Annotated in this window: 22 protein-coding genes; 7 read left to right on the forward strand and 15 right to left on the reverse strand. The window is 42.6% G+C overall.

The window, feature by feature from the left end; all coding sequences use genetic code 11:
- Positions 1–41 precede the first annotated feature (41 nt).
- From F0361_RS12395 to F0361_RS12420, 6 genes are all read right to left on the reverse strand, one after another.
- Entirely contained in the window at positions 42–1,232 is a 1,191-nt protein-coding gene (locus F0361_RS12395; RefSeq protein WP_154920243.1) for an acetyl-CoA C-acyltransferase, read from the reverse strand.
- A gap of 122 nt (positions 1,233–1,354) precedes the next feature.
- Entirely contained in the window at positions 1,355–3,760 is a 2,406-nt protein-coding gene (locus F0361_RS12400) for a 3-hydroxyacyl-CoA dehydrogenase/enoyl-CoA hydratase family protein (protein ID WP_154918907.1), read from the reverse strand.
- Between the two features lie 15 nt (positions 3,761–3,775).
- A complete protein-coding gene (locus F0361_RS12405; protein ID WP_154918908.1) occupies positions 3,776–4,228 on the reverse strand; it encodes a MarR family winged helix-turn-helix transcriptional regulator in 453 nt (150 codons plus the stop codon).
- A gap of 144 nt (positions 4,229–4,372) precedes the next feature.
- The gene (locus F0361_RS12410; protein WP_154918909.1) at positions 4,373–6,145 is read right to left on the reverse strand and encodes an AMP-dependent synthetase/ligase; all 1,773 of its coding nucleotides are present in this window, start codon (positions 6,143–6,145) and stop codon (positions 4,373–4,375) included.
- A 240-nt stretch (positions 6,146–6,385) separates the two neighbouring features.
- Positions 6,386–10,099 (reverse strand): phosphoribosylformylglycinamidine synthase, encoded by a 3,714-nt coding sequence (gene purL / locus F0361_RS12415; RefSeq protein WP_154918910.1) that lies wholly within the window; start codon positions 10,097–10,099, stop codon positions 6,386–6,388.
- Between the two features lie 113 nt (positions 10,100–10,212).
- Complete coding sequence (locus F0361_RS12420) at positions 10,213–10,581, reverse strand: hypothetical protein (protein ID WP_154918911.1); 369 nt, start codon at positions 10,579–10,581, stop codon at positions 10,213–10,215.
- Positions 10,582–10,748: 167 nt separating this feature from the next.
- Between F0361_RS12420 and F0361_RS12425 the strand changes: the two genes are divergently transcribed.
- Both F0361_RS12425 and F0361_RS12430 read left to right on the forward strand, forming a co-directional pair.
- Complete coding sequence (locus tag F0361_RS12425) at positions 10,749–12,335, forward strand: amidohydrolase (RefSeq protein WP_154918912.1); 1,587 nt, start codon at positions 10,749–10,751, stop codon at positions 12,333–12,335.
- Between the two features lie 103 nt (positions 12,336–12,438).
- Positions 12,439–12,807 (forward strand): winged helix-turn-helix transcriptional regulator, encoded by a 369-nt coding sequence (locus F0361_RS12430; RefSeq protein ID WP_211361170.1) that lies wholly within the window; start codon positions 12,439–12,441, stop codon positions 12,805–12,807.
- Here the strand turns inward: F0361_RS12430 and F0361_RS12435 are convergent.
- A complete protein-coding gene (locus tag F0361_RS12435) occupies positions 12,804–14,024 on the reverse strand; it encodes an RsmB/NOP family class I SAM-dependent RNA methyltransferase (RefSeq protein WP_154918913.1) in 1,221 nt (406 codons plus the stop codon). The two genes, F0361_RS12430 and F0361_RS12435, sit on opposite strands and share 4 nt — an antisense overlap.
- 71 nt (positions 14,025–14,095) lie before the next feature.
- On the opposite strand from F0361_RS12435, the gene F0361_RS12440 reads away from it, so the two are divergent.
- Positions 14,096–15,130 (forward strand): WD40/YVTN/BNR-like repeat-containing protein, encoded by a 1,035-nt coding sequence (locus F0361_RS12440; protein WP_154918914.1) that lies wholly within the window; start codon positions 14,096–14,098, stop codon positions 15,128–15,130.
- Positions 15,131–15,232: 102 nt separating this feature from the next.
- On the opposite strand, the gene F0361_RS12445 is transcribed toward F0361_RS12440, so the two are convergent.
- The 7 genes from F0361_RS12445 to F0361_RS12475 form a co-directional block, all read right to left on the reverse strand.
- A complete protein-coding gene (locus F0361_RS12445) occupies positions 15,233–15,667 on the reverse strand; it encodes a hypothetical protein (protein ID WP_154918915.1) in 435 nt (144 codons plus the stop codon).
- Positions 15,660–16,181, reverse strand: coding sequence for a hypothetical protein (locus F0361_RS12450; RefSeq protein WP_154918916.1), 522 nt, complete (start codon positions 16,179–16,181; stop codon positions 15,660–15,662). Before F0361_RS12450 ends, F0361_RS12445 begins: the two co-directional genes overlap by 8 nt.
- Positions 16,182–16,214: 33 nt before the next feature.
- Positions 16,215–16,757 (reverse strand): RNA polymerase sigma factor, encoded by a 543-nt coding sequence (locus F0361_RS12455; RefSeq protein WP_154918917.1) that lies wholly within the window; start codon positions 16,755–16,757, stop codon positions 16,215–16,217.
- 301 nt (positions 16,758–17,058) lie between these two features.
- Positions 17,059–18,882 (reverse strand): ABC transporter ATP-binding protein, encoded by a 1,824-nt coding sequence (locus tag F0361_RS12460; protein WP_154918918.1) that lies wholly within the window; start codon positions 18,880–18,882, stop codon positions 17,059–17,061.
- Positions 18,882–20,591: a phospho-sugar mutase gene (locus tag F0361_RS12465; protein WP_154918919.1), complete on the reverse strand. Its 1,710-nt coding sequence runs from the start codon at positions 20,589–20,591 to the stop codon at positions 18,882–18,884. The genes F0361_RS12460 and F0361_RS12465 overlap by 1 nt, the downstream gene beginning before the upstream one ends.
- A 30-nt stretch (positions 20,592–20,621) precedes the next feature.
- Positions 20,622–21,596 carry a glycosyltransferase family 2 protein gene (locus tag F0361_RS12470; protein WP_154918920.1) on the reverse strand — a complete coding sequence of 325 codons (975 nt, stop codon included), beginning with the start codon at positions 21,594–21,596 and terminating at the stop codon, positions 20,622–20,624.
- A gap of 40 nt (positions 21,597–21,636) precedes the next feature.
- Positions 21,637–22,155: a DUF4199 domain-containing protein gene (locus F0361_RS12475; protein WP_138258972.1), complete on the reverse strand. Its 519-nt coding sequence runs from the start codon at positions 22,153–22,155 to the stop codon at positions 21,637–21,639.
- 180 nt (positions 22,156–22,335) lie between these two features.
- Between F0361_RS12475 and F0361_RS12480 the strand changes: the two genes are divergently transcribed.
- The 3 genes from F0361_RS12480 to mtaB all read left to right on the forward strand — a co-directional run bounded on the left by F0361_RS12480 (position 22,336) and on the right by mtaB (position 25,268).
- Positions 22,336–22,608 (forward strand): type B 50S ribosomal protein L31, encoded by a 273-nt coding sequence (locus F0361_RS12480; RefSeq protein WP_154918921.1) that lies wholly within the window; start codon positions 22,336–22,338, stop codon positions 22,606–22,608.
- A 139-nt stretch (positions 22,609–22,747) separates the two neighbouring features.
- Complete coding sequence (locus F0361_RS12485; RefSeq protein ID WP_154918922.1) at positions 22,748–23,923, forward strand: GlmU family protein; 1,176 nt, start codon at positions 22,748–22,750, stop codon at positions 23,921–23,923.
- Positions 23,924–23,939: 16 nt separating this feature from the next.
- The gene (mtaB, locus tag F0361_RS12490) at positions 23,940–25,268 is read left to right on the forward strand and encodes a tRNA (N(6)-L-threonylcarbamoyladenosine(37)-C(2))-methylthiotransferase MtaB (RefSeq protein WP_154918923.1); all 1,329 of its coding nucleotides are present in this window, start codon (positions 23,940–23,942) and stop codon (positions 25,266–25,268) included.
- 28 nt (positions 25,269–25,296) lie between these two features.
- On the opposite strand, the gene F0361_RS12495 is transcribed toward mtaB, so the two are convergent.
- Positions 25,297–25,590 carry a GNAT family N-acetyltransferase gene (locus F0361_RS12495; protein ID WP_138258968.1) on the reverse strand — a complete coding sequence of 98 codons (294 nt, stop codon included), beginning with the start codon at positions 25,588–25,590 and terminating at the stop codon, positions 25,297–25,299.
- A 149-nt stretch (positions 25,591–25,739) separates the two neighbouring features.
- Here F0361_RS12495 and F0361_RS12500 point away from each other — a divergent pair, with 149 nt between their 5' ends.
- A complete protein-coding gene (locus F0361_RS12500; protein WP_246160883.1) occupies positions 25,740–26,417 on the forward strand; it encodes an alpha/beta hydrolase in 678 nt (225 codons plus the stop codon).
- The last annotated feature ends 16 nt before the right edge of the window (positions 26,418–26,433 follow it).

Consider the following 26,433-nt stretch of genomic DNA (forward strand, 5'->3'; position numbering starts at 1 on the left):
CAAATAAGTCTCACCCTTTGGGTGAGATTTAGAGGGGACTTTTAATTTAAAAACTCATAAATGCCTGCGGCACCTTGCCCGGTACCTACGCACATGGTGACCATTCCATATTTCCCTTGCATGTTCCTTTTGCGCATTTCATCAAAAAGCTGAACCGATAGTTTTGCCCCAGTGCATCCCAAGGGATGACCCAAGGCTATTGCACCACCATTGACGTTAACTATATCCGGGTTCAATTTTAATTCACGGATGACAGCCAAGGATTGGGAGGCAAAGGCCTCGTTCAATTCAATTAATTCTACATCCTCCTGTTTTAAACCGGCCTGTTTCAAGGCTTTGGGTACGGCGGCTACAGGTCCAATTCCCATAATCCTGGGAGGCACGCCAGCGGCCGCATAATTGACCAAACGGGCTATCGGTTCAAGGTTGAGCTCCTTGACCATTTCCTCACTCATGACCATTACGAATGCCGCACCGTCACTCATTTGTGAGGAGTTTCCTGCCGTAACACTGCCATCGGCTGCAAACACGGGACGCAATTTTGCCAATGCCTCCAGGGATGTTCCTTTACGGGGACCTTCATCCTTGGTTACCGTATATTTTTTAGTTGCTTTTTTTCCATTTTCATCTACATAGGTTTGCTCGACTTCAATGGGAACGATTTGGTCTTGGAATCGGTCTTCCGCTTGTGCCTTTAATGCCTTCATGTGGGAATTATAGGCAAACTCGTCCTGGTCTTCCCTGGAAACATTGAATTCCTTGGCAACAGCTTCGGCGGTATTTCCCATCCCCCAGTAGTAATCCTCATGTCCGGATTTTACCAAATCGTAGTTGAGTTCGGTTTTATAACCCGTCATGGGAACCGCGCTCATACTTTCTGCTCCTCCGGCAATGATACAATCTGCCATTCCCGATTGGATTTTGGCCGTAGCAATCCCTATCGTTTCAATACCCGAGGAACAAAAACGGTTTACCGTAACCCCTGGTACATCCACAATGTTCAGGCCCATCAAGGAAATCAACCTAGCCATATTAAGACCTTGGGAACCTTCGGGCATGGCATTGCCAACAATGACATCATCGATTCTTTTTTTGTCAAGTCCCGGCAATTCCTTCATCATATGTTCGATGGTTTCCGCTGCCAGTTCGTCCGTTCTTTTGAATCGGAATACACCTTTGGGCGCCTTTCCTACGGCAGTCCTATATCCTTTTACTATATATGCTGTTTTCATAAGCCTCTCCCCAGCCCTCTCCAAAGGAGAAGGAGTAAAATGGGTCATTATTTAGTAGTTATTAATTTTCATAGTTAGTCCGCTTTCATAAGTCTTCCCTTTGGGAAGATTTAGAGGGGATTTTAATTTCTTAACGGTTTACCCGTTTTTAACATGTGTTGAATACGTTCTAAGGTTTTTCTTTCTGTACAAAGGGAAAGGAAGGCTTCACGTTCCAAATCCAATAAGTATTGTTCCGATACCATGGTTGGTTCCGATAAATCGCCACCCGCCATGACATAGGCCAGCTTGTTGGCGATTTTCTTATCGTGTTCGCTGATATAGTGGCTGGCCTCCATAGAATCCGTTCCCACTAGGAACATGCCCAAAGCTTGTTTGCCCAATACTTTTACGTCTTTTCTCTTTGGCGGTTGGGTGTATCCGGATTCTGCCATTAACTTGGCATATTCCTTGGCCGTCGCAATTTGTCGGTCTTTGTTCACCACCACGATATCCTTTCCATGCTGTAGGATGCCCAAATCGTAGGCTTCATAGGCAGAGGTCGATACCTTGGCCATTCCAATGGTCAGGAAATATTCCTGGAGGACGTTCAATTCCACATCTCCCTTTTTAAAGGAATCCGATGCCCTCATGGCAAATTCCTTGGAACCGCCACCACCTGGAATAACACCGACACCGAACTCCACAAGACCGATATAGGTCTCCGCAGCTGCTACGACCTTATCCGCGTGTAGCGATAATTCACAACCACCGCCTAAGGTCATCCCATGTGGTGCCGAAATGGTGGGTATGGCCGAATAGCGCATACGCATCATCGTGTCCTGGAACATTTTAATGGCCATGTTGAGCTCGTCATATTCCTGCTCGACCGCCATCATAAAAATCATTCCGATATTCGCACCCACGGAGAAGTTCGCGGCTTGGTTACCTACGACCAATCCTTGGAAATCCTTTTCGGCTAGGTCGATGGCCTTATTTAGTCCGGCCAAAACATCGCCGCCAATCGTGTTCATTTTGGACTGGAATTCACAGTTAAGGATTCCATCACCTAAATCTTCAATTACGACACCGCTATTTTTAAAGACCTCCTTGGTTTTACGAATATTATCCAAAATGATAAAGGCATCTTGACCCGGTACCTTAACCATTTCCTTTTTAGGGATATCATAAAAATAGGTGTTGCCGTCCTTCACACTATAGAAGGAAGTAATACCCGCCTCTTTCATGTCGGCAACCCAAGATGAGGCTGTTTGGTCTTCCGCTTTAATAAATTCCAAGCCTTTTTCCAAACCTACGGCATCCCAAATCTGGAAAGGTCCGTGTTCCCAACCAAATCCGGCTTTCATTGCATCGTCAATCTTATATAATTCGTCCGATATCTCTGGAATCCGATGCGAAACATAGGCGAACAGCTGACCGAAACTCTTTCGGTAAAATTCTCCTGCCTTATCTTTTCCATCGACCAAAACGGGGAATCTGTCCACCACTTTGTCAATGGTCTTTGTCAATTCCAAGGTTCCGAATTTGGCACTTTTCTTGGACCGATACTCCATCGTGTCCAAATCCAAGGTCAAAATTTCGCTCTTGCCTTTATCGTCCTGTACTTTTTTATAAAAACCTTGTCCGGTTTTGCTGCCTAACCATTTGTTTTCCATCATGGTCTTGATGAAATCCGGCAGGGCAAAAAGTTCGTGTCGCTCGTCGTCCTTGCAATTTTCAGAAATTCCGTTTGCAACATGTACCAACGTGTCCAAGCCTACTACGTCCACGGTCCTAAAAGTGGCGGATTTTGGTCGGCCAATAACAGGCCCGGTCAATTTATCTATTTCCTCCACGGTCATGTTCAATTCCTTGACCGTATGGAACAAACTTTGAATACTGAAAATGCCGACCCTATTTCCAATAAAAGCAGGTGTGTCCTTGGCAACTACGGATGTTTTACCCAAGAACTTTTCCCCATATCCATTTAGAAATTCCAACACTTCAGGAAGCGTCTTTGGGCCCGGGATAATTTCGAATAGTTTTAAATATCGAGCTGGATTGAAAAAGTGGGTACCACAAAAGTGCTTTTGGAAATCCTCACTTCTTCCTTCGCTCATAAATTTTATGGGTATCCCCGACGTATTGGAAGTGATAAGGGTTCCCGGAGTTCTGTGTTTTTCCAGATTTTCAAAAACTTGTTTTTTGATATCCAATCGTTCTACGACCACCTCAATGATCCAATCGACTTTACTAACCTTGGAAATATCGTCCTCTAAATTTCCGGTGGTAATCCTATCGGCGAACTTTTGGTGGTAGATGGGAGAAGGTTTCGATTTTAATGCCGATGCCAAGGAATCGTTTACCAAGCGGTTTCTAACTACTTTGTCTTCCAAAGTAAGTCCTTGGGCTTTTTCCTTGTCCGTAAGTTCCCTCGGTACAATATCCAGAAGCAATACTTCTACCCCGATATTGGCAAAATGGCAAGCAATACCGCTACCCATAATACCCGAACCAATTACTGCTACTTTTTTAATATGCTTGATCATTTTAATAAAGCTGTATTATTTAGTTGTTGCTTTTTTTGTGTAAATCTTTTTATCCACTATAAGTTTGTTGATGACCTCCGTAACCTCAAAGAAGTTTTTTAATTTTTCTTCGGATACATGATTTTTTACCACTTCATTAAACTGAAGTACAACATCCTTGGAATCCTTCCGTTTTTCCAGTCCGAAATCTGTAAGATGGATCAAAACTCCACGTCCATCCGCTGGATTCGGTTTTCTTTCGATCAGTCCTTTTTCTTCCATACTTTTTAGGATTCTGGACAAGCTGGTCGCTTCCATTCCCATTTTTGGCCCCAATGAAGTGGAAGGCGTACCCGTCTTTGGATCAATGCTCAATAAAGTAAAACCGATAGCCATTGTAGTTTCAAAATTCTTAGCTTCCTCATTGTACATTCGGGCTACTGCCTGCCATGTAGCACGAAGGGCATAGTCAATGGTAACTTCCTTCATAAGGTTTTTAGTTGGTTACCAAATATATAAAAATTTATTATGCATGCATAATAAATTTATGAAATTTTGAAATTCCCTATTTGCTTTTCGAAGCAGAATTACTTTCTGGCCACGATTTTAGACGGGGACGGATTTCATTTAGATTTATCCATGCCCATAGATATCGTTGTACAGGTCTATGTACTTTTCCTTAACGATTTTCCTCCGTAGTTTCATGGTAGGGGTTAGGTGACCGCCTTCAATGCTCCAAACATCTGGCGTGAGCCTAAACTGCTTCACTTTTTCCCATTTCGCGAATTGCTCGTTTGCCAAATCGACCTCGGTCTGGTATTGTTCCAACACCACGGGATTTAGGATAATATCAGAATTCTCTGGGATTGTCAGCCCTTTTTTGGTCGCCCAATCATGCAGGAAGGCGAAATCTGGTTGTATCAAGGCGGCGGGCATTTTCTCACCTTCGCCTACGACCATGATCTGTTCAATGAAGCGGGATTGTTTGAATCGGTTTTCCAATAATTGTGGAGCCACATACTTGCCCCCGGAGGTTTTGAACATTTCCTTTTTTCGGTCCGTAATCCGTAGAAATCCGTCGGCATCTATTTCACCAATGTCACCCGTATGGAAGTAGCCATCTTTCAATACTTCAGCGGTTTTTTCAGGTTCCTTATAATAGCCCAACATTACATTGGGACCTTTGCAAAGGATTTCGCCGTCGTCCGCGATTTTCACTTCGACCTTGTCAATGATCTTGCCCACAGATCCAATTCTCCAACCACCACCTTTTTCCTGGTTGACCGAAATTACCGGCGAGGTTTCCGTAAGTCCGTAGCCTTCCATTACAGGAATTCCTGCCGCTCCAAACACTCGGCTCAACCTTGGTTGAAGGGCGGCACTTCCTGAAACCATCGTTGTTAGGTTGCCCCCAAGACCTTCTTGCCATTTGCTAAAAATTAATTTACGGGCCAGTTTCAATTGCTGCTCGTACCACCATCCATTGGCGCCGTAAGGTTCAAATTTAAGTCCTACGGATACCGCCCAGAAAAAGAGCTTTTTCTTGATACCCGTCAGAGCACTTCCTTTGGCGATGATGGCGTCATAAACCTTCTCCAAAAGTCGGGGTACGACCGTCATTACATTGGGTTTTACCTCCTTGATATTATCACTGATCTTGTCCAAGCCTTCCGCAAAGTGGATTTCAATACTGCAGTATTGGTATAGATACAAAATCATTCGTTCAAAAATGTGGCATACCGGTAAAAAACTCAGGGCACTCGCCCCGGCGTTAAAAGGTACCCGTTGTTCGCTCGCTATGACATTGGAAACAATGTTGTCATGGGAAAGCATCACGCCCTTGGGTCTTCCGGTGGTTCCGGAGGTGTAAATCAACGTGGCCAGGTCATTTGCCTTGACCTGTTCTTTTAGTTTATCCACTTCGGCCTGATTGGAATCGTCCTTGCCCAGGTCTAGTACGGCCTGCCAATTATCACAATCGTTCAAGGTTTCAAAACTGTAAACTCCCTTAATATGTTTTAGGTTCGATTTGATGGAATTCACTTTCGCAAGCACTTCGGCACAGGAAACAAAGCAAAACCTAGCCTCTGAATGGTTTAATACATATTCATAATCCTCTTCCGAAATGGTAGGGTAAATGGGTACGGTTTGTGCACCCAACTGTAAAACACCAATATCCATAACGTTCCATTCCGTACGGTTGGTCATGGAGATGATGGCGATTTTGTCGTTGGGTTTTACGCCAAGACGCACTAGACCTCGGCTAATTGCATTTGCTTTATCGATATATTCTTGGGTTGATGTGGATATCCATTTTCCATCGTATTTGGTGACCAGTGCTTTCTGCAATGGATAGTTTTCCAATTGATAATAAGGAAAATCGAAGAGGCGGGTAACTTTTTGCATAGTCGGTTTGTAAAACTTTTTTGCAAAATAATGAAAGAACTTGGGATTCTAAATAGGTACTATTAAAATTACCTGTTAATAATTATGAATATGGTAAATGAAAATGAAATGCAATTGGTTGTTTTTCTTAACGTATTCCCGTGGCCGTTCCCTTAGATGGCAATACCAATGTTTAGTAGCTGTTTTTGGGGACAAGACCTGTCAGGTTTTAAAAACCAGACAGGTCTTAATAGCATCAAATTAACCGTTATAAATAATTCCTTTATTTGTTTGATATAACCACTCCCTGGCATTCACAAAAGCCTCCAACCAAGGAGAAGCTTCATCGTTTCTATCCGATGGATAATAGGCCCAATTCCAAGGAAAGGTGGATCGCTCAATATGTGGCATGGTCACCAAATGCCTGCCCGATCTATCACAAAGCATGGCCGTATTGAAATCGCTGCCGTTTGGGTTTGCTGGATAGCCTTCGTACCCATATTTTGCTACAATGCCGTACTCGCATTCGTTTTTTGGTAATTTGAACTTGCCCTCACCATGTGAAATCCAAACTCCCAAAGTACTGCCCGCCAATGAGGATAGCATGACCGAGTTGTTCTCCAGGATCTTTACCGAAGTGAAATTGCTTTCATGTTTGTGGGAGTCGTTGTAGGTCATTTTTCCATGTATATCGTGCTCCGGATTTATCAAATCCAATTCCATGAACAATTGGCATCCGTTGCAGATTCCAATGGATAAGGTATCGGGCCTGGCAAAAAAGTCCTTGATGACCTTATTGGCCTTTTCGTTGTATTTGATCGCTCCTGCCCAGCCTTTGGCACTCCCCAGAACGTCGGAATTTGAAAAGCCTCCTACAGCACCTAAAAATTGGATGTCCTCCAAGGTTTCCCTGCCTGAAATTAAATCGGTCATATGAACGTCCTTCACATCGAATCCGGCCAGATACATGGCATTGGCCATTTCCCGCTCGGAGTTGCTTCCTTTTTCACGAAGAATCGCCGCTTTGGGCCTGGTCTGTCCTTCGGCAAGGTTTCGGCTAGGAAGTTTGATGGGCCCTGAATTCGGAAATGTATAATGTAAGGGTTGGTGCTTATAATTTTCATACCGGTCCTTGGCAAGTCCGTTGGCCGTTTGTTTATTATCCAATAAATAGGAGGTCTTGAACCAAGTATCACGTAACGACGCAATGTTCAGTCCCATTTCCATACCACCGTTTTTGATGGTAAGTTCGGGCGTATGGGTCACCGTTCCTATTTTCTTTACGTCGATATTGGCATCGACCAGTAATTTTTCGACCAGGTTATCCCGAAGTTGAAAGACGATACCAGAATTCTCCGAGAAAAGTAATTTTATAGTGTCCGTTTCTCCCAAATCGGTCAGGTCCAAATCAGCTCCCAAATGGGTATCGGCAAAACACATTTCCAACAAGGTAGTTATAAGTCCGCCAGACGCAACATCATGGCCTGCGAGGATTTGCTCGTTTTGAATCAAGGTTTGTATCAGGTCGAAAACCGATTTAAAATAATCGTCGTTCTGAATGGTAGGAGCTTCAGAACCAATGGAATTGCGTACTTGGGCAAACGAAGAACCACCTATTTTAAAAGCGTCCCTGGAAAGGTTGATGTAGTAAATGGAACCCCCATTTTTTTGCAATACAGGCTCCACTACCTTTTTGATATCGTTACAACTTGCGGCTGCCGATATAACTACGGTGCCCGGTGCGATTACATCCCCATCCGGGTACTTCTGCTTCATGGAAAGGGAATCTTTTCCCGTTGGAACGTTGATGCCAAGGGCGATGGAAAAATCCGAGACCGCTTGGACAGCCTGATACAACCGTGCATCCTCGCCTTCGTTTTTACAGGGCCACATCCAGTTGGCGGATAAAGAAACAGACTTTAATCCGTCTTTCAACGGGGCCCAGATGATGTTGGTCAAAGCTTCGGCAATACTATTTTTACTACCCGCGGCTGGGTCGATCAACCCTGAAATAGGGGAGTGGCCAATACTCGTAGCTATGCCTTCGGTTCCCTTAAAGTCCAAGGCCATGACCGCAACATTGTTCAAAGGCAGTTGCAAGGGCCCAGCGCATTGTTGTTTTGCCACACGCCCCCCAACGCAACGGTCCACCTTATTTGTTAACCAGTCCTTGCAGGCTACGGCCTCCAATTGCAGGACTTGGTCCAAATATTCGTAAAAGTGTTCCAATCCATATTCAGGTTCCTTGTAGGACCTTTTGACGGAAACATCCCTCATAGTCGTTTTTGGGGAACTTCCAAAAATATCCCCCAATTGCACGTCCATAGGTTTTGCACCGGTTGTTTTGGATTCAAAGGTAAATCGGTCGTCCCCGGTTACATCGCCCACCTCGTACATAGGCGAACGTTCACGATCGGCAATCCTTTTTAAAAGTGCCGCATTTTCTTGTCCGATGACGAGTCCCATGCGTTCCTGGGATTCATTCCCAATAAGTTCCTTGGCCGAGAGTGTAGGGTCGCCCACGGGCAATTTGTCCAAATCTATCTTGCCGCCGGTTTCTTCCACCAATTCCGATAGGCAATTCAAATGGCCTCCGGCACCGTGATCGTGAATGGAAACAATACTATTGTTTTCACTTTCGACCATACCTCTGATTGCGTTGGCGGCACGTTTTTGCATTTCTGGATTGGAACGTTGTACGGCATTCAATTCGATGGCGGAACTAAATTCACCCGTATCCGCGCTGGAAACAGCGGCACCGCCCATGCCTATCCTGTAATTGTCGCCACCAAGAATGACAATTTTATCCCCTTTTTTCGGAGTGTCCTTCAAAGCCTGTTCCGCTTTTCCATAACCGATTCCACCCGCTTGCATGATTACCTTGTCATAGCCCAATCTTCTGGCTTCCGCTCCAAGAGCCGAGTCTTTTTCATCGTGCTCGAATGTAAGGACGGAACCTGCAATTAAGGGCTGCCCGAACTTATTCCCAAAGTCCGATGCCCCATTGGAGGCTTTGATTAAAATATCCATGGGGGTCTGGTAGAGCCATTTTCGTTCTGGCATGGCCTGTTCCCATTCCCTATCTTTTTCAAGCCTTGAAAATGAAGTCATGTACACCGCCGTACCTGCCAAGGGCAATGATCCCTTGCCACCTGCCAAGCGGTCCCTAATTTCCCCGCCGGAACCTGTTGCGGCCCCGTTGAAGGGCTCAACCGTGGTAGGGAAATTGTGGGTTTCGGCTTTTAGGGATAATACGGAATCAAACTCCCTCTCTTCGTAAAAATCGGGTTTGTCGGCCGATTTTGGGGCGAATTGTATGGCTTTGGGTCCTTTTAAAAAAGCCACGTTGTCCTTGTAGGCCGATACGATATCGTTGGGGTTTTCCTGGCTCGTCTTTTTTATTAGTTTGAAAAGGCTTGATGGCATTTCCTTGCCGTCGATTATGAAAGTGCCATTGAAAATTTTATGCCGACAATGTTCCGAGTTTACCTGACTAAAACCGAATACCTCTGAATCCGTCAATTTCCTTCCCATTTTCTTGGAAAGACCTTCCAAATAGGCGACTTCCTCATCGCTCAAGGCCAAACCTTCATTTTGGTTATAACCGGCAATATCGGCTATTTCCAAAATGGGTTCCGGAAGTATGTTGATATCATAGATAGTCTGACCGATGCCCTTGTACTTTTGGGAAAGCATGGGGTCAAAATCGTAAAAATCCTTAGAAACGGCATTGAATTCCTCGATCCTAAGAATGCCCGTAATCCCCATATTCTGGGTGATTTCAACGGCATTTGTACTCCATGGGGTAATCATGGCGGCCCTTGGACCAACAAAAAAGGCGTCCAGCGACGCCACATGTATTTTGGGTTGGTTGCCGAACAACCATGTTAATTTCTGTTCATTTTCCAGCGTGATTTCCTGGGTGGTTTGGACGGCAAAAATTTTGGCTGCCGGGTTTCCAAAAAAGTGAATCATATCGGTACGTTTCTTTTGCAAATTGGAAAATGCAAAATTACGATTTTAACCCTTATTTTTCATAGTGTAAGGTGGACAGTTTTCAACCAATATTGTTGATATAAAATTCATCTCTAAGGATTTTCTGTAAAGTAAATCAAGGCTGTATCCTTTTGTATTTCAATACGCATCAAATCCAAAAAAGAAATTCCGTTACTATAATATCCTCCCACAGTTTCAATTGTTTCTCCATCCGCTTTGTTATATAACACTACATAGCTTCCATTGGTCTTGGCATTCACCATTTTTAGAAATCCGGATTTGGATTCCTTTGGGCCCAATAGTTCGATAACCAGACTATCGGTATTCTCCGAAGTTTTTACAACGATATTGGAAATGTTTTGTTCGGTAGTATTGGTAATATTTATGTCGATGCCGTTCCCACGAAATAAATAGCAAGAACTCAACAAAATGAATAGTAAGGCTATTGGAACATTTTTCATTGTATCGTTTCCATTAGCATTAAAGTTATTTGATTTTTTTTAGTTCAAAACCTTTAAAATTAAAATTAGGAAGCCCCTAAATTGAAATATGGTAATTATTTAATTTGGGAATACCTGCAATCCAATATTTTAGTACCTTTTACAAACTAATTCAATAATCGACCAAAATGACTAAAAGACTATGCACGTTCATCATGTGCCTTTCCTGTGCCATGCTGACCTTCGCCCAAAAAAAGTATTCCAAGAAACAGATCGAGAAATTTAAAACGGAAGCCAATGCCTTGATCGAATCCGATAAAAAGATGGCCCAGGTGATGGTGGACAAGATCTTTAGTTTTGCCGAGCTTGGCTTTCAGGAAGTGGAGTCCTCCAAATACCTTACGGGGATTTTACAGGAGTATGGTTTTGAAATCGAAAATTCGCTTTCGGGCATTCCAACCTCCTGGTTCGCGAAATGGAGCAACGGGGAAGGCCCTGTAATCGCTTTGGGAAGCGATGTGGATTGTATTCCCAAAGCTTCGCAGTACCCTGGGGTTGCTTATCATAAGCCCCTTGTTGAGGGAGCGCCAGGGCACGGTGAAGGCCACAATGCCGGTATTCCCCTGAATATCATGTCGGCCCTCGCCGTAAAGGAAATTATGGAAAAGGAGAACATTGGGGGAACCTTGATACTTTGGCCGGGTATCGCCGAGGAACTGGTGGCTGCCAAAGCTTGGTATGTGCGCGATGGTCTTTTCGATGATATCGACATGTGTATTTTTACCCATGTAGGGAACAATTTAGGTGTCTCCTACGGACCCACCAGGGGTACCGGATTGATATCCGTGGAGTATTCCTTTGAAGGAGAAGCGGCACATTCCGCAGGTTCGCCCTGGCGCGGAAGAAGTGCTTTGGACGCCGCCGAACTGATGAACATAGCCTGGAATTATAAAAGGGAGCATTTACATCCCCTAAAAAGATCACACTCCATTTTTACCGATGCAGGGGACCAGCCCAATGTAGTGCCATCCAAGGCCGCTATCTGGTTTTATTTTAGGGACATAAAGTATGAAGGAATTATGGAAATGTATGCCCTTGCCAATGATATGGCCAAGGGAGCCGCCTTGATGACGGGTACCACCATGAGCTCCAAAGTATTGGGAACTGCGTGGCCAAGACATTATAACAAGGTCATTGCAGAAACCATGTATGACAATATCAAGCAGGTGGGACTTCCGCAATGGTCAGAGGCCGACCAAACCTTGGCCAAGGCCGTACAGACAGAGGTCGGTTCCGAAAAAATTGAAGGTTTGCCAACGGAATTGGATCCCCTTGGACTTCCGGTGGAAGAGCCGGTAAGTGGCGGTTCGGACGATATTGGCGATATTTCATGGAAAGTACCTACCGTGACCATGCGGTTTCCATCCAATATTCCCGGCTTGCAGGGACACCATTGGAGTAATGCAATCGCCATGGCCACGCCCATTGCACACAAGGGTGTAGTTGCCGGGGCCAAGGCCGAGGCCATGACCATTCTGGATTTTTTAACGAAGCCGGAACTTCTCGAAGGGGCTTGGGACTATTTTAAAAACGTACAACAAAAGGAAACTACCTATAAACCAATGATCGCCGAAACCGATATGCCACCGATTTACTTGAATACGGACAAACAGGGCCAGTTTAGGGAGGAGCTTCAAAAATATTACTATGACGAAACCAAATACGACAGTTATTTGGAACAATTAGGCGTGGAATATCCCACTGTCAAAGAATAACTTTTTAAGTAAAAAATAGTAACGAACATCGGTCTATAATTTAGACCTATGTTTTATATTTGGGGTGTATCAAAGTATTATCTACATTTTAAATACCACAGTTTTGAACAAACCATCCGAATATTGTCCGGTAACCGCCTGTATGGAGGAAATAGGTAGCAAATGGAAGCCGATTATCCTTTTCAGGGTTTCCATGGGTATCAACCGATTCTCAACGCTTCTAAAGAACATAGAAGGTATCAACAAGCAAATGTTGAGCAAGCAATTAAAGGAATTGGAAAAATCACAAATCCTGGAACGCAAAATGTACGCGGAAATCCCACCACGTGTGGAGTACACTATTACGGCCAAAGGCAAAACCTTCATGCCAGTTGTTCAAGCCATGAAAAAGTGGGGACAAAAACCTACGGAGAAAACTTCGGTCAAAAAAACCGATACCCAAGGGGACCAACAATTGCCCTTGTTCGGTTAATTGGTTGTTTCTTTTTGTAATAAGGCCATATAAAAGCCGTCAAAGCCGCTTTTGGAGGCGAATATTTTCTTTTCAGTCACCAATGTAAATTTGCTCCCTTCCTCAGAGGTCAGAAAGGTCTTTACCTGCTCCGAGTTTTCTTGGGGCAATATGGAACACGTAGCATATACCATCTTACCACCCGCTTTTACGATCTTGCTGTAACTTCTTAAGATTTCCTGTTGGGTCTTGGTAATCTCTTCCAGAAATACCGGCTGTAATTTCCACTTGGTATCCGGGTTTCTACGAAGTACCCCTAGACCTGTGCAGGGAGCATCGATCAAAACCCTGTCCGCACTATCGTATAACTTTTTGAAGACCTTGGTAGACGTTATCTCCCTAGGTTCTATATTATGCGCTCCATTTCTTCTGGCACGTCTTTTCAGTTCCTTTAGCTTGCTGCCATAAATATCCATGGAGATCAGCTGTCCTTTGTTTTCCATCAATGCGGCCAAATGCAGGGATTTTCCTCCTGCACCGGCACAGGTATCCACAACGCGTTGCCCTGGTTTTACGTCCAAAAGTTCCGCTACCAATTGACTAGAGGCATCCTGTACCTCAAAAAGTCCATCCTTAAAACTTTGGGTTACGAATACGTTGGCCCGTTCCGGAAGCATAAGTGCGAGGGGATATCCTTTAATGGGTTCGGTAACGATGCCTTCGTCCAAAAGTTTTTTTCGAAGTTTTTCCTTCGTGGTTTTAAGGGTATTCGTTCTAAGGATGACTTCGGCAGGCTCGTTCAATTTTGCGATTTCGGCTGTCCAAAGTTCCTCACCCAAGGCTTTGGCACACAATTCATCGATCCAATCAGGGATGGCCTCTCTGTATTTTCGAATTTTGGAAAGTTCGTCAAACCGACCTTTAATCCTTCTTTCTGGGGTAGGTTCAATTTGTTTCCAATCGGGCAACTTAATCCCGCTTAATACTGCCCATACCGCCCACATTCTAAAAAGGTCGGGCCTGGTGAAAGGTGCTTTCACCTCGGCAATTTCGGCATACAACCTTTTGTATCGAACCATTTCATAGGTGGTTTCCGCAATGAACCCTCGGTCCCGTGCTCCCCAGCGCTTATCGAACTTCAACACTTTTTGGACAACCTTATCCGCATACTCGCCCTCGTTAAAAATCAGGTTCAAAGCATCTATTACCGCGAATACCAAGTTTCTATGCAACTTCATGAGAAAAAATTAAGGGTGCAAAGGTATTGTTTTAGAGTGGATTCCATTTATTTTTGAGAAACTTTGTACACATGCGCCCCTTAGCCTTCTTCGGATTTTTCCTTCTCGTTTTTATCTCCTGTTCCAAAAAAGAAGTTGTCAAGATTTTTACAACCGTGGAAGTGGAGGATGTTTTTTTGGATTCCGTGAGCATACGGGCCATTGAATTTTTAGATCAAAATACCTTGGCCTTTGCAGGTAGTGACGGCGTGTACGGTACTGTAGACGTTGCTTCCGGAAAGATTCGGTCCAATACTATAAAATACGATAGTATTGTACCCTTCTTTAGGGCCGTTGCACATACAAATTCCGATTTTTTCATGCTGTCCGTTGGGAGTCCGGCATTGCTTTATAAAACAGGTGACAACGGGCAAATGGAATTGGTGTATACCGAAGTTGGCGAAACCGTATTTTATGATTCAATGATGTTTTGGAACAACTTGGAAGGTTTGGCCGTAGGGGATACCGTGGACGGATGTTTGAGTATCATAATAACTAGGGATGGCGGAGCGACTTGGAGAAAGATTCCTTGTAATGAACTTCCTGAGGGAACGGAAGGCGAAGGAGCCTTTGCAGCGAGCAACACCAATATTGAAGTTATGGGAAATCAGGCTTGGATAGCCACGACCACCGGTAGCATCTATCATACGATGGATAGGGGAACTACTTGGAATAGTATTGGGACCCCCATGGAAAATGAAGTTGCCACACAAGGTATTTATTCCATTGATTTTTACGACCAAAATGTAGGTATTGCCATTGGAGGGGATTACACCAAACCGGAAGTAAATACCCAAAATAAAATCAAAACGGAGGACGGTGGTAAAACATGGCAACTTATTGCCGATGGTCAGTATCCCGGTTATAGGAGCTGTATTCAATTTGTGCCGAATCGCGATGGAAAAGCGATCGTGGCAGTCGGTTTTAATGGAATTTCCTATTCTTCGGATGGGGGAGATGCATGGACACAGCTTAGCAAGGAAGGTTTTTATACCATCCGATTTTTATCGGATTCCGTGGCCTATGCCGCTGGAAAGCATCGGATTTCCAAGCTGATTTTTAGATGACCAAACTTTACCTTCAGGCAACTTTCCCTGAAAAATGATACTAAAAAAAAACCTGACAGGTTTTCAAAACCTGTCAGGTCTAAAATTTCTTTTTTGAACATGCTAGCGTCCGCCTTTATTATGGCGGTACTGCTTTATCAACTGCCGTTTAAAATCTTCTTCGGAACGCATTAGGACCAAGGTTTTCTTCGCCGAAATTACCTTACTTACCTTGTTAAGGAAATCTTTTTCCAATTCTTCCTCCTCTTCCTCAATTTTAAGATAAGCGGACAAGAGGGATTGAGCCTCCTCCTCGTTCAAGCTCCCTACGTCTTTAAGTTTGCTTTTTATCTCCACCCATTGCTTGTGTCTCAACTCATGTCTTTTTTCTTCATATTCGTTGTAAACTGGCCAAAATTCCTGAGCCTCTTTGCTAGAAAGTTCCAGATGCTCGGTCAAGTAGGCCACCTTGAGAGCCTTGATCTTTTCCCTGGACTTATCTTGGGCAAAGGACAGGGTCGTAAACAACATCAATATGGCTATAAATAGTCTATTCATTGTTTTCTAAATTTAATTCTTCAAAATATTCCACATTTTCATTGAGATAATCCAACAGATTGTCCTCGCTTAATTGTGGTTGTACGAAGTCGTTTATTTCATAGGTATGGACAGGAAGTACCTCCGCGATTTCATCGGAGGAAAGATCCAGCTCATTATCGTCAAAATAGGCTTCGATTTCGGAATTCGCCAAATCTGTAAAACTAAGCTCTTCGCCATTACCCCAATTTATACCAAGGGCCAAGAAGGTTACCGCCGCAATGGACGCAGCAATGGCCATAAATTTCCTGAATGGTGTTAACTGTATGACTTTTGGAACGGTTTTCTCCTCTTCCAGTCTGGCGGTAAGCCTGGACTGTAAATCGTCAAAATAAGATGAAGGGATCCTAAAACCCTCTTGCTTGGGGATAGGTGAGTTTTCCTTTGTCAACCTATCCCTAAGACTTTCCTCAAAGCTATCAAAATAGCCTTTTGGTGTGCTGAAGGGATTTTTATTTGTCTTCTTCTCGTTCATCTTATTACTATGACTCTCAATTCATTAAAAGGTTTAATCGTCTTTGAGGAAACCCTCTATTTTTTTTACGGCTAAATGATAAGAGGCTTTTAGTCCCCCAACGGTGGTATCCAAAATCTCGGAAATCTCCTCATATTTTAAATCCTCATAATACTTCATGTTGAAAATCAATTTCTGTTTTTCAGGCAGGGTAGCGATTGCCTTTTGCAATTTCAATTGAATTTCATCGCCTTCAAAATAAACATCGGCCTCTAAGTTTTGAACCATTTTGTCTTGGTATTCACCATCGGTCACTCCCAGTTTAGTTCGTTGTTGTTTTAAAAAGCTCAACGCTTCGTTGGTCGCGATTCTGTACATCCATGAGAACAGTTTACTTTCTCCTTTAAAGCCGTCAATATTCCGATACACTTTAATAAAGGTATTCTGAAGCACATCATCAGCATCATCATGATTTAGTACAATTCTGCGGATATGCCAGTATAAACGTTCCTTATAATTCGCAACTAGTTGCTCAAAGGCCTTGGACTGTGTCTCCTTTGATTTTAATTCCTGGACTAAGGTTTCCTCTGCAATCAACCGAAAGCTTTTTGTACTATGACTACTAAAGTACGAAAAGGTTTAGTTTATTAGGAGTTAGGAGTTAGGAGTTAGGAGTTAGGAGTTAGGAGTTAGGAGTTAAGTGAAAAGTTGAAAATGAAAAATGATTAGCTGTTAGTTTCTGGATTTAAGCTTTTAGCTCAAATTTCAAATTCCAATGCGAATTGCGTTCAGCGTTATGCGAATAGCGTTTAGCGGAAAGTGAAAAATTGATATTTTAACCAACAACCAACAACCAACAACCAACAACCAACAACCAACAACCAACAACCAACAACCATTATCCCAAAGACTGCATTTCCACCAATTTCCTGTAGGTACCGTTTTGGCTTAAAAGCTCGTTATGGCTTCCTTGTTCCACTATTTCACCTTTGTTCAGAACTACAATGGTATCTGCATTTTGGATGGTTGACAAGCGATGTGCGATGACAATAGAGGTCCTATTTCGCATCATATTTTCGAGGGCGTCCTGTACCAAGCGTTCACTTTCCGTATCCAAGGCGGAGGTGGCCTCGTCCAAAATCATAATGGGCGGATTCTTCAATACGGCCCTAGCAATGGAAAGGCGTTGCTTTTGTCCGCCGCTCAATTTATTGCCGCTGTCCCCAATATTGGTATCATACCCGTTTGGAAGTTCCATTATAAAATCGTGGGCATTCGCTATTTTGGCCGCTTCTATAATATCCGCTTCGGTAGCATTTTCCTTGCCTAATCGGATGTTGTTTTTTACGGAATCATTGAACAAAATGGAATCTTGGGTGACCAATCCCAATAGACCTCGTAAGGATTTTTTGGAAAGGTTTTTAATATTTACACCATCAATGTTTATCTCACCTTCATTAACATCATAGAATCGGGTCACCAAATTGGCAATGGTACTTTTTCCGCTACCGGATTGACCTACCAAAGCAACTGTGGCCCCTTTTGGAACCGTTAAATTGAAGTTTTTCAGCACGTATTCATCCTCATACTTAAAGGAGATATTTTTAAGCAAAATTTGTTGGAGGAAGTCGGATTTAACAACCGGGTTCTCAATTTCCGAGATTGGGTTTTCGGTTTCCAAAATTTCCAGAACACGTTCGGCCGCGGCATTCCCTTTTTTAACGCCATAGGAAGCTTTACTGATGGCTTTGGCAGGGGTTAGGATGTTGTAGGCCAAACCCATATAGGCAATGAAAGAGGATGCATCTAAAGTTTTGTCGATCAATACCATTTTTCCACCGAACCAAAGTAATACACCAATGACCAGGATGCCCAAAAACTCACCTGTTGGAGAGGCCAAATTTTGACGATTCAATAACATATTGCTAAAATTGAAGAACCGTTCCGTAGAACTTGAAAAAGTTTTGTAGAATTTGGATTCCGAATTGAACGCCTTGATGACTCTCAGTCCACCCAGAGTTTCTTCTATAATCGATAAAAATTCGCCTTGTTCCCGTTGTACGTTATCCGATTGCTTTTTAAGGGATTTTCCAATCTTGGATATAATCATACCTGCAATGGGAATAAAAATGAATACAAAGAGGGTCAGTTTAAAGCTTATCCCGAACATTATCAATATTGTAAACAAAATTGTAAGAGGTTCACGTACAATAAGTTCCAGAATTGAAAGAAAGGAATGTTGAATCTCTAATACATCCGAGGTTATCCTTGCGATTACATCCCCTTTTCTTTTTTCGGAATAATAGGAAATTGGTAGCTCCACCACCTTTTCGTACATCCTATTTCGGATGTCCTTCAAGACGCCATTTCGTAAAAAGGTAATAAAGAACATGGCCAAGTAGTTGAACAAGTTCTTAAGAAGGAATAATACTAGAACCAGCCCAATTACTAGAATCAAGCCCTTCATCTCATCGTTTCCGGAATACGCTGTGACTCTGTAATTTATGTATTCTTGAAGGTAATCCTTCAAATGTCCCAAATCCTGATATTGGGGTGCCCGATATACCTGTTTTGTTTTATCGAACAAGACATCCAACATTGGTATAAGGGCCGCGAAGGATAACGCGCTGAAAAGCGCATATAAAATGTTGAAAAATATGTTCAGATATCCATATTTGCGATAGGGTTTCGCAAAAAGCAGAATCTTTTTAAAATAATCCATTAACCTAGATTGAGCTCGCTAACGATGCTTTTGATTTTTGCATCCAACTGTGCGGATACTTTAGTAAAGTTCTCTGCCTTGTCCAATTTTGTATTGGTGCTGATGTAAAATTTCACCTTGGGCTCCGTGCCACTGGGTCTTGCTGCGATTCGGGTGCCATCTTCGGTTTCATATATCAATACGTTGGATTTTGGGATATCGATGGGTTTTTCTTCCCCTGTCAGCACGTTTTTGGCCCTAGACGTATTGTAGTCCTCAATCCATTTTACTTTGGAACCCGCTACGAATTCAACAGGGTTTTCCTTAAAATCTTTTAGCATTTGTTTGATTTCCTCTGCACCGCTCATCCCTTTCTTTGTAAGGGAAATCAGGTGTTCCTTATAAAAACCGTAATCCACGTAACAATCAATAAGGTCCCTATAAAAGGAACTGCCATTCGCCTTTGCCTGGGCGGCAATTTCACAGGCCAATAGGGTAGCCGTAACCGCATCCTTGTCCCGCACGAAATCGCCCACCATATAACCAAAACTTTCCTCGCCACCACCAATAAAATCCGATTGGGGGAAATCTTTTATCATCTTTCCGATCCATTTAAAGCCGGTCAATGCGGTTTTGAATTCCACGCCATACGCCTTGGCCATCACCTCCATCATGGGTGTGGAAACGATGGTCGTGGCTATAAATTCATTGCCTTTGAATCCTTTTTCTTTTCTTTTTTCCAATAAAAATTTGGTCATCAGTACCATGGCCTGGTTTCCGTTGACAATTTGCATCTTGCCTTCCAAATTACGGACCGCGATTCCCAGTCTATCACTATCGGGGTCGGTACCCACAACCATATCGGCTCCAATTTCCTCTGCCTTTTTAACGGCCATGGACAAGGCTTCGGATTCCTCTGGGTTAGGAGATTTTACCGTGGGGAATGAACCATCCGGCTTTGCTTGTTCCTCAATTATGGTTACATTTTCATACCCTGCTCTTTTTAATACTTCGGGGATGGCGGTAATCGAAGTTCCGTGCAAGGAAGTGAACACGATCTTAAAATCGTCCTTTCCGGCTGCATTGAAGTTACCGTTCTTGACCGATGCCTCAATAAACGCCTCGTCCACATCGGTATCGATTACGGTAATCAAGCTTTCATTGGCATTAAAATTGATATCCTCAAAACCGAGACTGTTTATTTCGGATATAATTTCACCGTCCTGGGGAGGTACAATTTGTCCTCCATCCGTCCAATAGACCTTGTAACCATTATATTCCGGTGGGTTATGCGATGCCGTAAGCACGATTCCTGCATGGCAGTTCAAGTGTCTTACTGCAAAGGACAATTCTGGCGTAGTGCGTAATTCTGAAAATAAATACACATGGATGCCATTGGCCGAAAATACCTCCGCCACCGTTCTTGCCAAGGTGTCGCTGTTATGGCGGCAGTCAAATGCTATGACCACTTTTATATCTTCGCCGGCATAAACTTTTTTGAGGTAGTTGCTGAGTCCTTGGGTACTTTTACCCAATGTGTATTTGTTGATTCTGTTAGTTCCAACCCCCATAACACCACGCATACCACCTGTACCAAATTCCATATTTTTATAGAAGCGGTCCTTAAGTTCTTCTGTGTCGTTATCAATAAGGTGCTGTATTTCTTCCTTTACTTTTGGGTCAAAAAAATCGGTAAGCCAACTTTTTGCGGTTTCCAGAATGGTATCCATGTAATTTTTGGTTTTAAGTGTTATTTAAATTTACAAAGAATATTGTGTTTGTTCCGAGTGCAAATTTAATTCTTCGGAAATATGATAACGGGGTTCGTTTCGCTTCGATCTGGTTATTATTTCACCGATGAATCCGGCTAGAAATAACTGCGTACCGATTACCATGGAAATCAAGGAGATATAAAATTCAGGTCTATCCGTAATCAAACGACCAAATGGGTTTAAAAAAAGTTTATCTATTCCTAAATATAGTGCGAAACTGAAACCTATAATGAACATCAAAACGCCCAAAGCGCCAAATAAATGCATAGGTCTTTTTCCAAATCTGGAAACGAACCAAATGGTTATCAAATCCAAAAAACCGTTGATAAAGCGTTCCATTCCAAATTTGGTATGCCCATATTTCCTGGCCTGATGTTTTACGACCTTTTCACCTATTTTGTTGAAACCGGCATTCTTTGCCAGTACCGGAATGTATCGGTGCATTTCCCCGGATACTTCTATGCTTTTTACGACCGACTTGTTATAGGCCTTTAGACCACAATTGAAATCGTGCAATTTTACACCTGATGTTTTTTTGGCCGCCCAATTAAAAAGTTTGGAGGGTAGGTTTTTGAATATAAGGGAGTCGTATCGCTTCTTTTTCCAACCGGAAATTAAATCATATTCCTTGGATTGGATAAGATTATATAATTCTGGAATTTCTTCGGGATTGTCCTGTAGGTCCGCATCCATCGTGATAATAACGTCGCCTTTAGCCAAATTGAATCCCGCGTGCAATGCCTGGGATTTCCCAAAATTCTTTAGAAACCGAATTCCTTTTACATAGGGATTTAGCTCGGATAACTTAGAAATGATACTCCAGGAACCGTCAGTACTACCATCGTCCACGAACAGTATTTCATAAGAAAAATGATTGGATTGCATCACGGATACAATCCAATCATGAAGTTCTTTGAGCGATTCTTCCTCGTTCAGTAAGGGAATGACTATGGATAACTGCATTGTTTACTTTAGGAATTCCCTTCAAAAATACAAATTAGTTCTATTCTTCCTGTTTTTTTAGAATCAGTCCAGAGATTAGTGAAATAACGAATCCAATGAATAGGCTAAATACAAGTCCAAAAACTACCTGCATCGTTGGAGTGGAGAATTTTTTACCCATTTCCATTTGCGCATCGATTTGTTCTGGAGTCATTGAGGTAGTCTCCATAAGTTGATTTCTCTGCATTTCCATGGCTTTGGCCATCATATCGGGATCAATGACATTGGCCATAATTTGATTAAAAATAATTCCAATGATTCCAGCAATCAAGCTCACCCCAACGCCCACTTTAAGGGCTTGGGAAAATGACATGAAGCCACCGTTGGCCTTTCTAAATTGTATCATCGCCAAAACGATACCCGCTATAGTAAGCGCAAGACTTATCAACATCACCGCGATTCCTCCTTGGTAATGCATATCGGCCGTATACAACATGAACGCGAAAATTATTCCTACGCCTCCCAGTAAAAGGCCATAGTTCAAAGCATACTTACCTGTTTTTGGTTTATTTTCTTCCATTGTTTTTAAGTTTTAAAAGTTGATTATCTAATTTGTATAGGGCTAAGTGAAAAAGTTACAAAATAGCATCATTTTATTTTATGTTTTTTCCTTTTAATAAATTGGCAATTCTAATAATTTGACTAAATTTGCAGCCTTAAAATAAGTGCCCGTTGGAATGGGTGCGTTAATGATTTTAACATGAAAAAAGGAATACACCCAGAAAATTATAGATTGGTAGCTTTCAAGGACATGTCTAATGAAGACGTTTTTATCACCAAATCTACAGCGGATACAAAAGAGACTTTAGAAGTTGACGGTGTTGAATATCCGTTGGTTAAATTAGAAATTTCAAGAACTTCACATCCGTTCTATACTGGTAAAGCCAAGTTTTTGGATACCGCAGGTAGGATAGACAAGTTCAAAAATAAATACAAGAAATTCTCTAAACCCGAAACGAAAGAAGAGGAATAGGACTTATTTTATTCTTAAGATAATTAACGCCTCCACATTTTGGAGGCGTTTTTTATTGGATGGCATCTAATTTTTAGGCATTTAGACTGGAATGGGATAGGTAGTCCTGGTCTAATGATTAATTTTGAAAAAAATATCCATGAACTATATTCTTTTTGATGGTCCGGTGCGGGAACATCTTTTACCCTTTACTTTTACAAGGCCGGTGGCCGAAGTTCGTATTGGAATCATGACCATCAAGGAAAAATGGGAGGCGTATTTAAGTACCTCATGTAGCTACCAAACGGAAGCGTATCTACAGGCTAAATTCCCGATGGTTTTACAATCGGATAATATTTTTCTTAACGGAAGTATACTGCCCAGTGCCGACTTACTTCAGAATGTCAAAGGTTTGAAGGAACGGGAAGTGTTGAAAAAAGACGACATCATAATCGCATATAGGTCTGCTAATGTCCATAGCGAGGGTGATTGGAGCGGGTACAAAGAAATTGTTTATGATTTTGATTTGTTCCAGGTCAAAAATACCTGGGACATTTTTTCGCTCAATGAAAGAGCCCTACAGGAGGATTTTGATTTTTTAACCAAGGGCAGGGAAAGTCGGCCCATATCAAAAACCAATAGTCTCATCTGTCCGGAACGGATTTTTTTGGAAGAAGGGGCCAAGGTTGAATACAGTATTTTGAATGCTACCGATGGACCTATTTACATTGGCAAGCATGCCGAAATTTGGGAAGGAAGCCTTATCCGTGGCGGACTGGCGCTCTGCGACCACGCCATTGTAAAAATGGGCGGTAAATTATACGGGGCTACAACCATTGGGCCGTATTCCAAGGTTTGTGGCGAGGTGAGCAATGCTGTTATTTTTGGCTATTCGAGTAAAGGTCATGAGGGCTACTTGGGGAATGCCGTACTTGGTGAATGGTGTAATATTGGTGCGGATTCCAATAATTCCAACCTTAAGAACAACTATGCCAAGGTGCGATTGTGGAATTATGCAACCGAAAAATTTGAACAGACCGGACTGCAATTTTGTGGATTGATGATGGGCGACCATAGCAAAACGGCCATCAACACCATGTTCAATACGGGAACGGTAATCGGCGTAAATTCAAATATTTACGTCCCCGGGTTTCCTAGGAATTTTGTGCCGAGTTTTAGCTGGGGCGGGGCCTCTGGGTTTAGCACCTACATGCCCAACAAGGCCTTTGAGGCCGCAAAGGTTATGATGGCCAGAAGAGGTGTGGAATTTACCGATGCCGATGCCGATATTTTGAACCATGTTTTTGAAATCACCAAAAAATGGCGTAATTACTAAATCGAACACGAATGTTATGAACAAAAAAGTCGCATTTTACACCTTAGGCTGCAAGCTAAATTTTTCCGAAACTTCTACCATTGCCCGAAGTTTGGTAAAAGAGGGCTTTGACAGGGTGAGTTTTGACGAAAAGGCGGACATGTATGTCATAAATACCTGTTCCGTGACTGAAAATGCGGACAAAAAGTTCAAGACCATTGTAAAACAGGCCCAAAAATCAAACCCACAGGCCTTTATTGCGGCCATTGGTTGCTATGCCCAGTTAAAGCCTGAGGAACTTATCGCAGTCGACGGTGTGGATTTGGTTCTCGGAGCCACCGAGAAATTCAACATTGCGGATTATGTCAACGATCTGTCCAAAAACGATATGGGCGAAGTGCATTCCTGCGAAATCCAGGAAGCCGATTTTTATGTGGGAAGCTACGCCATTGGCGATCGAACCCGGGCTTTCTTAAAGGTCCAAGATGGGTGCGACTATAAATGTACGTACTGTACCATTCCGCTGGCGCGGGGAATTTCCAGGAGCGATTCCTTGGAAAATGTACTCAAGAACGCTCAGGAAATTGCCGAACAAGGTATTAAGGAAATTGTGTTGACGGGCGTGAATATCGGGGATTACGGCAAGGGTGAATTCGGAAATAAAAGACACGAACATACTTTTCTGGATTTGGTTAGGGCCTTGGAATATGTAGATGGTATCCATAGGTTACGGATATCGTCCATAGAACCCAACCTTTTAAAAAATGAAATAATCGATTTTGTAGCCCAAAGCGATCGGTTTGTGCCCCATTTCCATATACCCTTACAAAGTGGCAGTGATGCGCTCTTGAAGCTTATGAAGCGTCGGTATTTAACAGATTTATACGTTGATCGTGTGAAGAAAATCAAGGAGGTGATACCAAATTGTTGCATTGGCGTGGATGTTATCGTTGGTTTTCCGGGCGAGACCGATGCACATTTTCTGGAGACCTATAATTTTTTAAAGGATCTGGATATTTCCTATCTGCACGTTTTTACGTATTCGGAAAGGGACAATACGGAGGCAGCGACCATGGAGGGCGTGGTGCCAAAAAAAATCAGGAATAAACGCAGCAAAATGCTGAGGGCCTTATCGGTTAAAAAAAGAAGGGCCTTTTACGAAAGTCAGTTGGGTGCGGAGTTGGAGGTGCTTTTCGAAGGGGAGAACAAGGAAGGCTATATTCATGGATTCACGGAAAACTATGTAAAGGTAAAAACCCCTTGGAATCCTGAACTGGTAAATACACTCCACAACATACGATTGAAGGAAATCGCGGAGGACGGAATCGTAACTATTGATTTTGTAAATGCAGAAGTTATCGCATAAAAAAAAGCTCCATTTTGGAGCTTTTAAATTAGATTCTGATGCCCACCGGCAACATCTCCTTATATTGTCTATTCTTTCTAAGGAATCCCGCTATTTGAGGACTCGTGGGAACCACTCTTAAATTTTGTTCTTGGATGTGATTGAGAACGGATTTAATAAAATCTTCTTTGAAGCCTTCTTGATCTACCTCCTCAGGAACTACCAGCTTTGTTAAAAAGACTTTTCTTTCTTGGGAGGAGTACTCAATTTTAGCGAGATGGCCGTTAATTGTCGTTTCAAATTGGCGCAAGAAAGCGTTGTCCTTAATAATTACATTATTCATATAGTTGATTTAAGTGTTTGGTTTAGACAAAAAATACAATGTTCCCAAATCGCAATTCAATTCTTTTAAAAGAAACCTGCTGATTTATAAAAGTTATCAACACAATTATGTTCAAAACTAGCAAAAATTTCCCTACATTCCTAGTTTTTATGACATTTGCCTCTATGGTGGATAAAAAAGAACATGTCTATTTTATGCCAGGAATGGCAGCAAGCCATACCATTTTCGAATATATAAAGCTTCCTGAAGAAAATTTTCAAATGCATTTTTTGGACTGGTTTGTCCCTGAAAAAGGTCAGTCCCTAGGAGCATACGCCAAAGAGATGACCAAGCGTATTGTACACCCAAACCCTATACTATTAGGCGTTTCTTTGGGGGGTATCTTGGTTCAGGAAATGGCAAAACATATATCGGTTAAAAAAATCATCATCGTTTCAAGTGTAAAGCTGAAAAGCGAATTGCCCAAACGGATGGTATTTGCGCGTTACACACAGGTCCATAAATTACTGCCCACGGGATTGGTGAACAATGTGGAACTTTTGGCAAAATACGCCTTTGGTGAAACCGTGGTAAAGCGATTGGAACTGTATGAAAAATATCTTTCCATACGGGATAAGCGCTATATAGACTGGTGCATTCATCAGACCGTAAACTGGAACCAGATGGAGTACCCAAAGAACCTTGTCCATATACACGGTGATAAGGATGCCGTTTTTCCAATCTCGAACATTGACAATTGTACGGTAGTCAAAAACGCCACCCATACCATGATCATTCACAGAGCAAAATGGTTTAATGAGCACCTGCCCACAATTATTTTGGATTAAGATAGTTCTATTAATA

Source organism: Maribacter flavus, assembly GCF_008386635.1.
In the GTDB taxonomy this organism is placed as follows: domain Bacteria; phylum Bacteroidota; class Bacteroidia; order Flavobacteriales; family Flavobacteriaceae; genus Maribacter; species Maribacter flavus.

Excerpts from the sequence above, each read along its gene's own strand:
- F0361_RS12395 (WP_154920243.1), bottom strand. The coding sequence starts at position 1,232 with ATGAAAACAGCATATATAGTAAAAGGATATAGGACTGCCGTAGGAAAG.
- F0361_RS12400 (WP_154918907.1), bottom strand. The coding sequence starts at position 3,760 with ATGATCAAGCATATTAAAAAAGTAGCAGTAATTGGTTCGGGTATTATG.
- F0361_RS12405 (WP_154918908.1), bottom strand. The coding sequence starts at position 4,228 with ATGAAGGAAGTTACCATTGACTATGCCCTTCGTGCTACATGGCAGGCA.
- F0361_RS12410 (WP_154918909.1), bottom strand. The coding sequence starts at position 6,145 with ATGCAAAAAGTTACCCGCCTCTTCGATTTTCCTTATTATCAATTGGAA.
- purL (WP_154918910.1), bottom strand. The coding sequence starts at position 10,099 with ATGATTCACTTTTTTGGAAACCCGGCAGCCAAAATTTTTGCCGTCCAA.
- F0361_RS12420 (WP_154918911.1), bottom strand. The coding sequence starts at position 10,581 with ATGAAAAATGTTCCAATAGCCTTACTATTCATTTTGTTGAGTTCTTGC.
- F0361_RS12425 (WP_154918912.1), top strand. The coding sequence starts at position 10,749 with ATGACTAAAAGACTATGCACGTTCATCATGTGCCTTTCCTGTGCCATG.
- F0361_RS12435 (WP_154918913.1), bottom strand. The coding sequence starts at position 14,024 with ATGAAGTTGCATAGAAACTTGGTATTCGCGGTAATAGATGCTTTGAAC.
- F0361_RS12440 (WP_154918914.1), top strand. The coding sequence starts at position 14,096 with ATGCGCCCCTTAGCCTTCTTCGGATTTTTCCTTCTCGTTTTTATCTCC.
- F0361_RS12445 (WP_154918915.1), bottom strand. The coding sequence starts at position 15,667 with ATGAATAGACTATTTATAGCCATATTGATGTTGTTTACGACCCTGTCC.
- F0361_RS12450 (WP_154918916.1), bottom strand. The coding sequence starts at position 16,181 with ATGAACGAGAAGAAGACAAATAAAAATCCCTTCAGCACACCAAAAGGC.
- F0361_RS12460 (WP_154918918.1), bottom strand. The coding sequence starts at position 18,882 with ATGGATTATTTTAAAAAGATTCTGCTTTTTGCGAAACCCTATCGCAAA.
- F0361_RS12465 (WP_154918919.1), bottom strand. The coding sequence starts at position 20,591 with ATGGATACCATTCTGGAAACCGCAAAAAGTTGGCTTACCGATTTTTTT.
- F0361_RS12470 (WP_154918920.1), bottom strand. The coding sequence starts at position 21,596 with ATGCAGTTATCCATAGTCATTCCCTTACTGAACGAGGAAGAATCGCTC.
- F0361_RS12475 (WP_138258972.1), bottom strand. The coding sequence starts at position 22,155 with ATGGAAGAAAATAAACCAAAAACAGGTAAGTATGCTTTGAACTATGGC.
- F0361_RS12480 (WP_154918921.1), top strand. The coding sequence starts at position 22,336 with ATGAAAAAAGGAATACACCCAGAAAATTATAGATTGGTAGCTTTCAAG.
- F0361_RS12485 (WP_154918922.1), top strand. The coding sequence starts at position 22,748 with ATGAACTATATTCTTTTTGATGGTCCGGTGCGGGAACATCTTTTACCC.
- mtaB (WP_154918923.1), top strand. The coding sequence starts at position 23,940 with ATGAACAAAAAAGTCGCATTTTACACCTTAGGCTGCAAGCTAAATTTT.
- F0361_RS12495 (WP_138258968.1), bottom strand. The coding sequence starts at position 25,590 with ATGAATAATGTAATTATTAAGGACAACGCTTTCTTGCGCCAATTTGAA.
- F0361_RS12500 (WP_246160883.1), top strand. The coding sequence starts at position 25,740 with ATGACATTTGCCTCTATGGTGGATAAAAAAGAACATGTCTATTTTATG.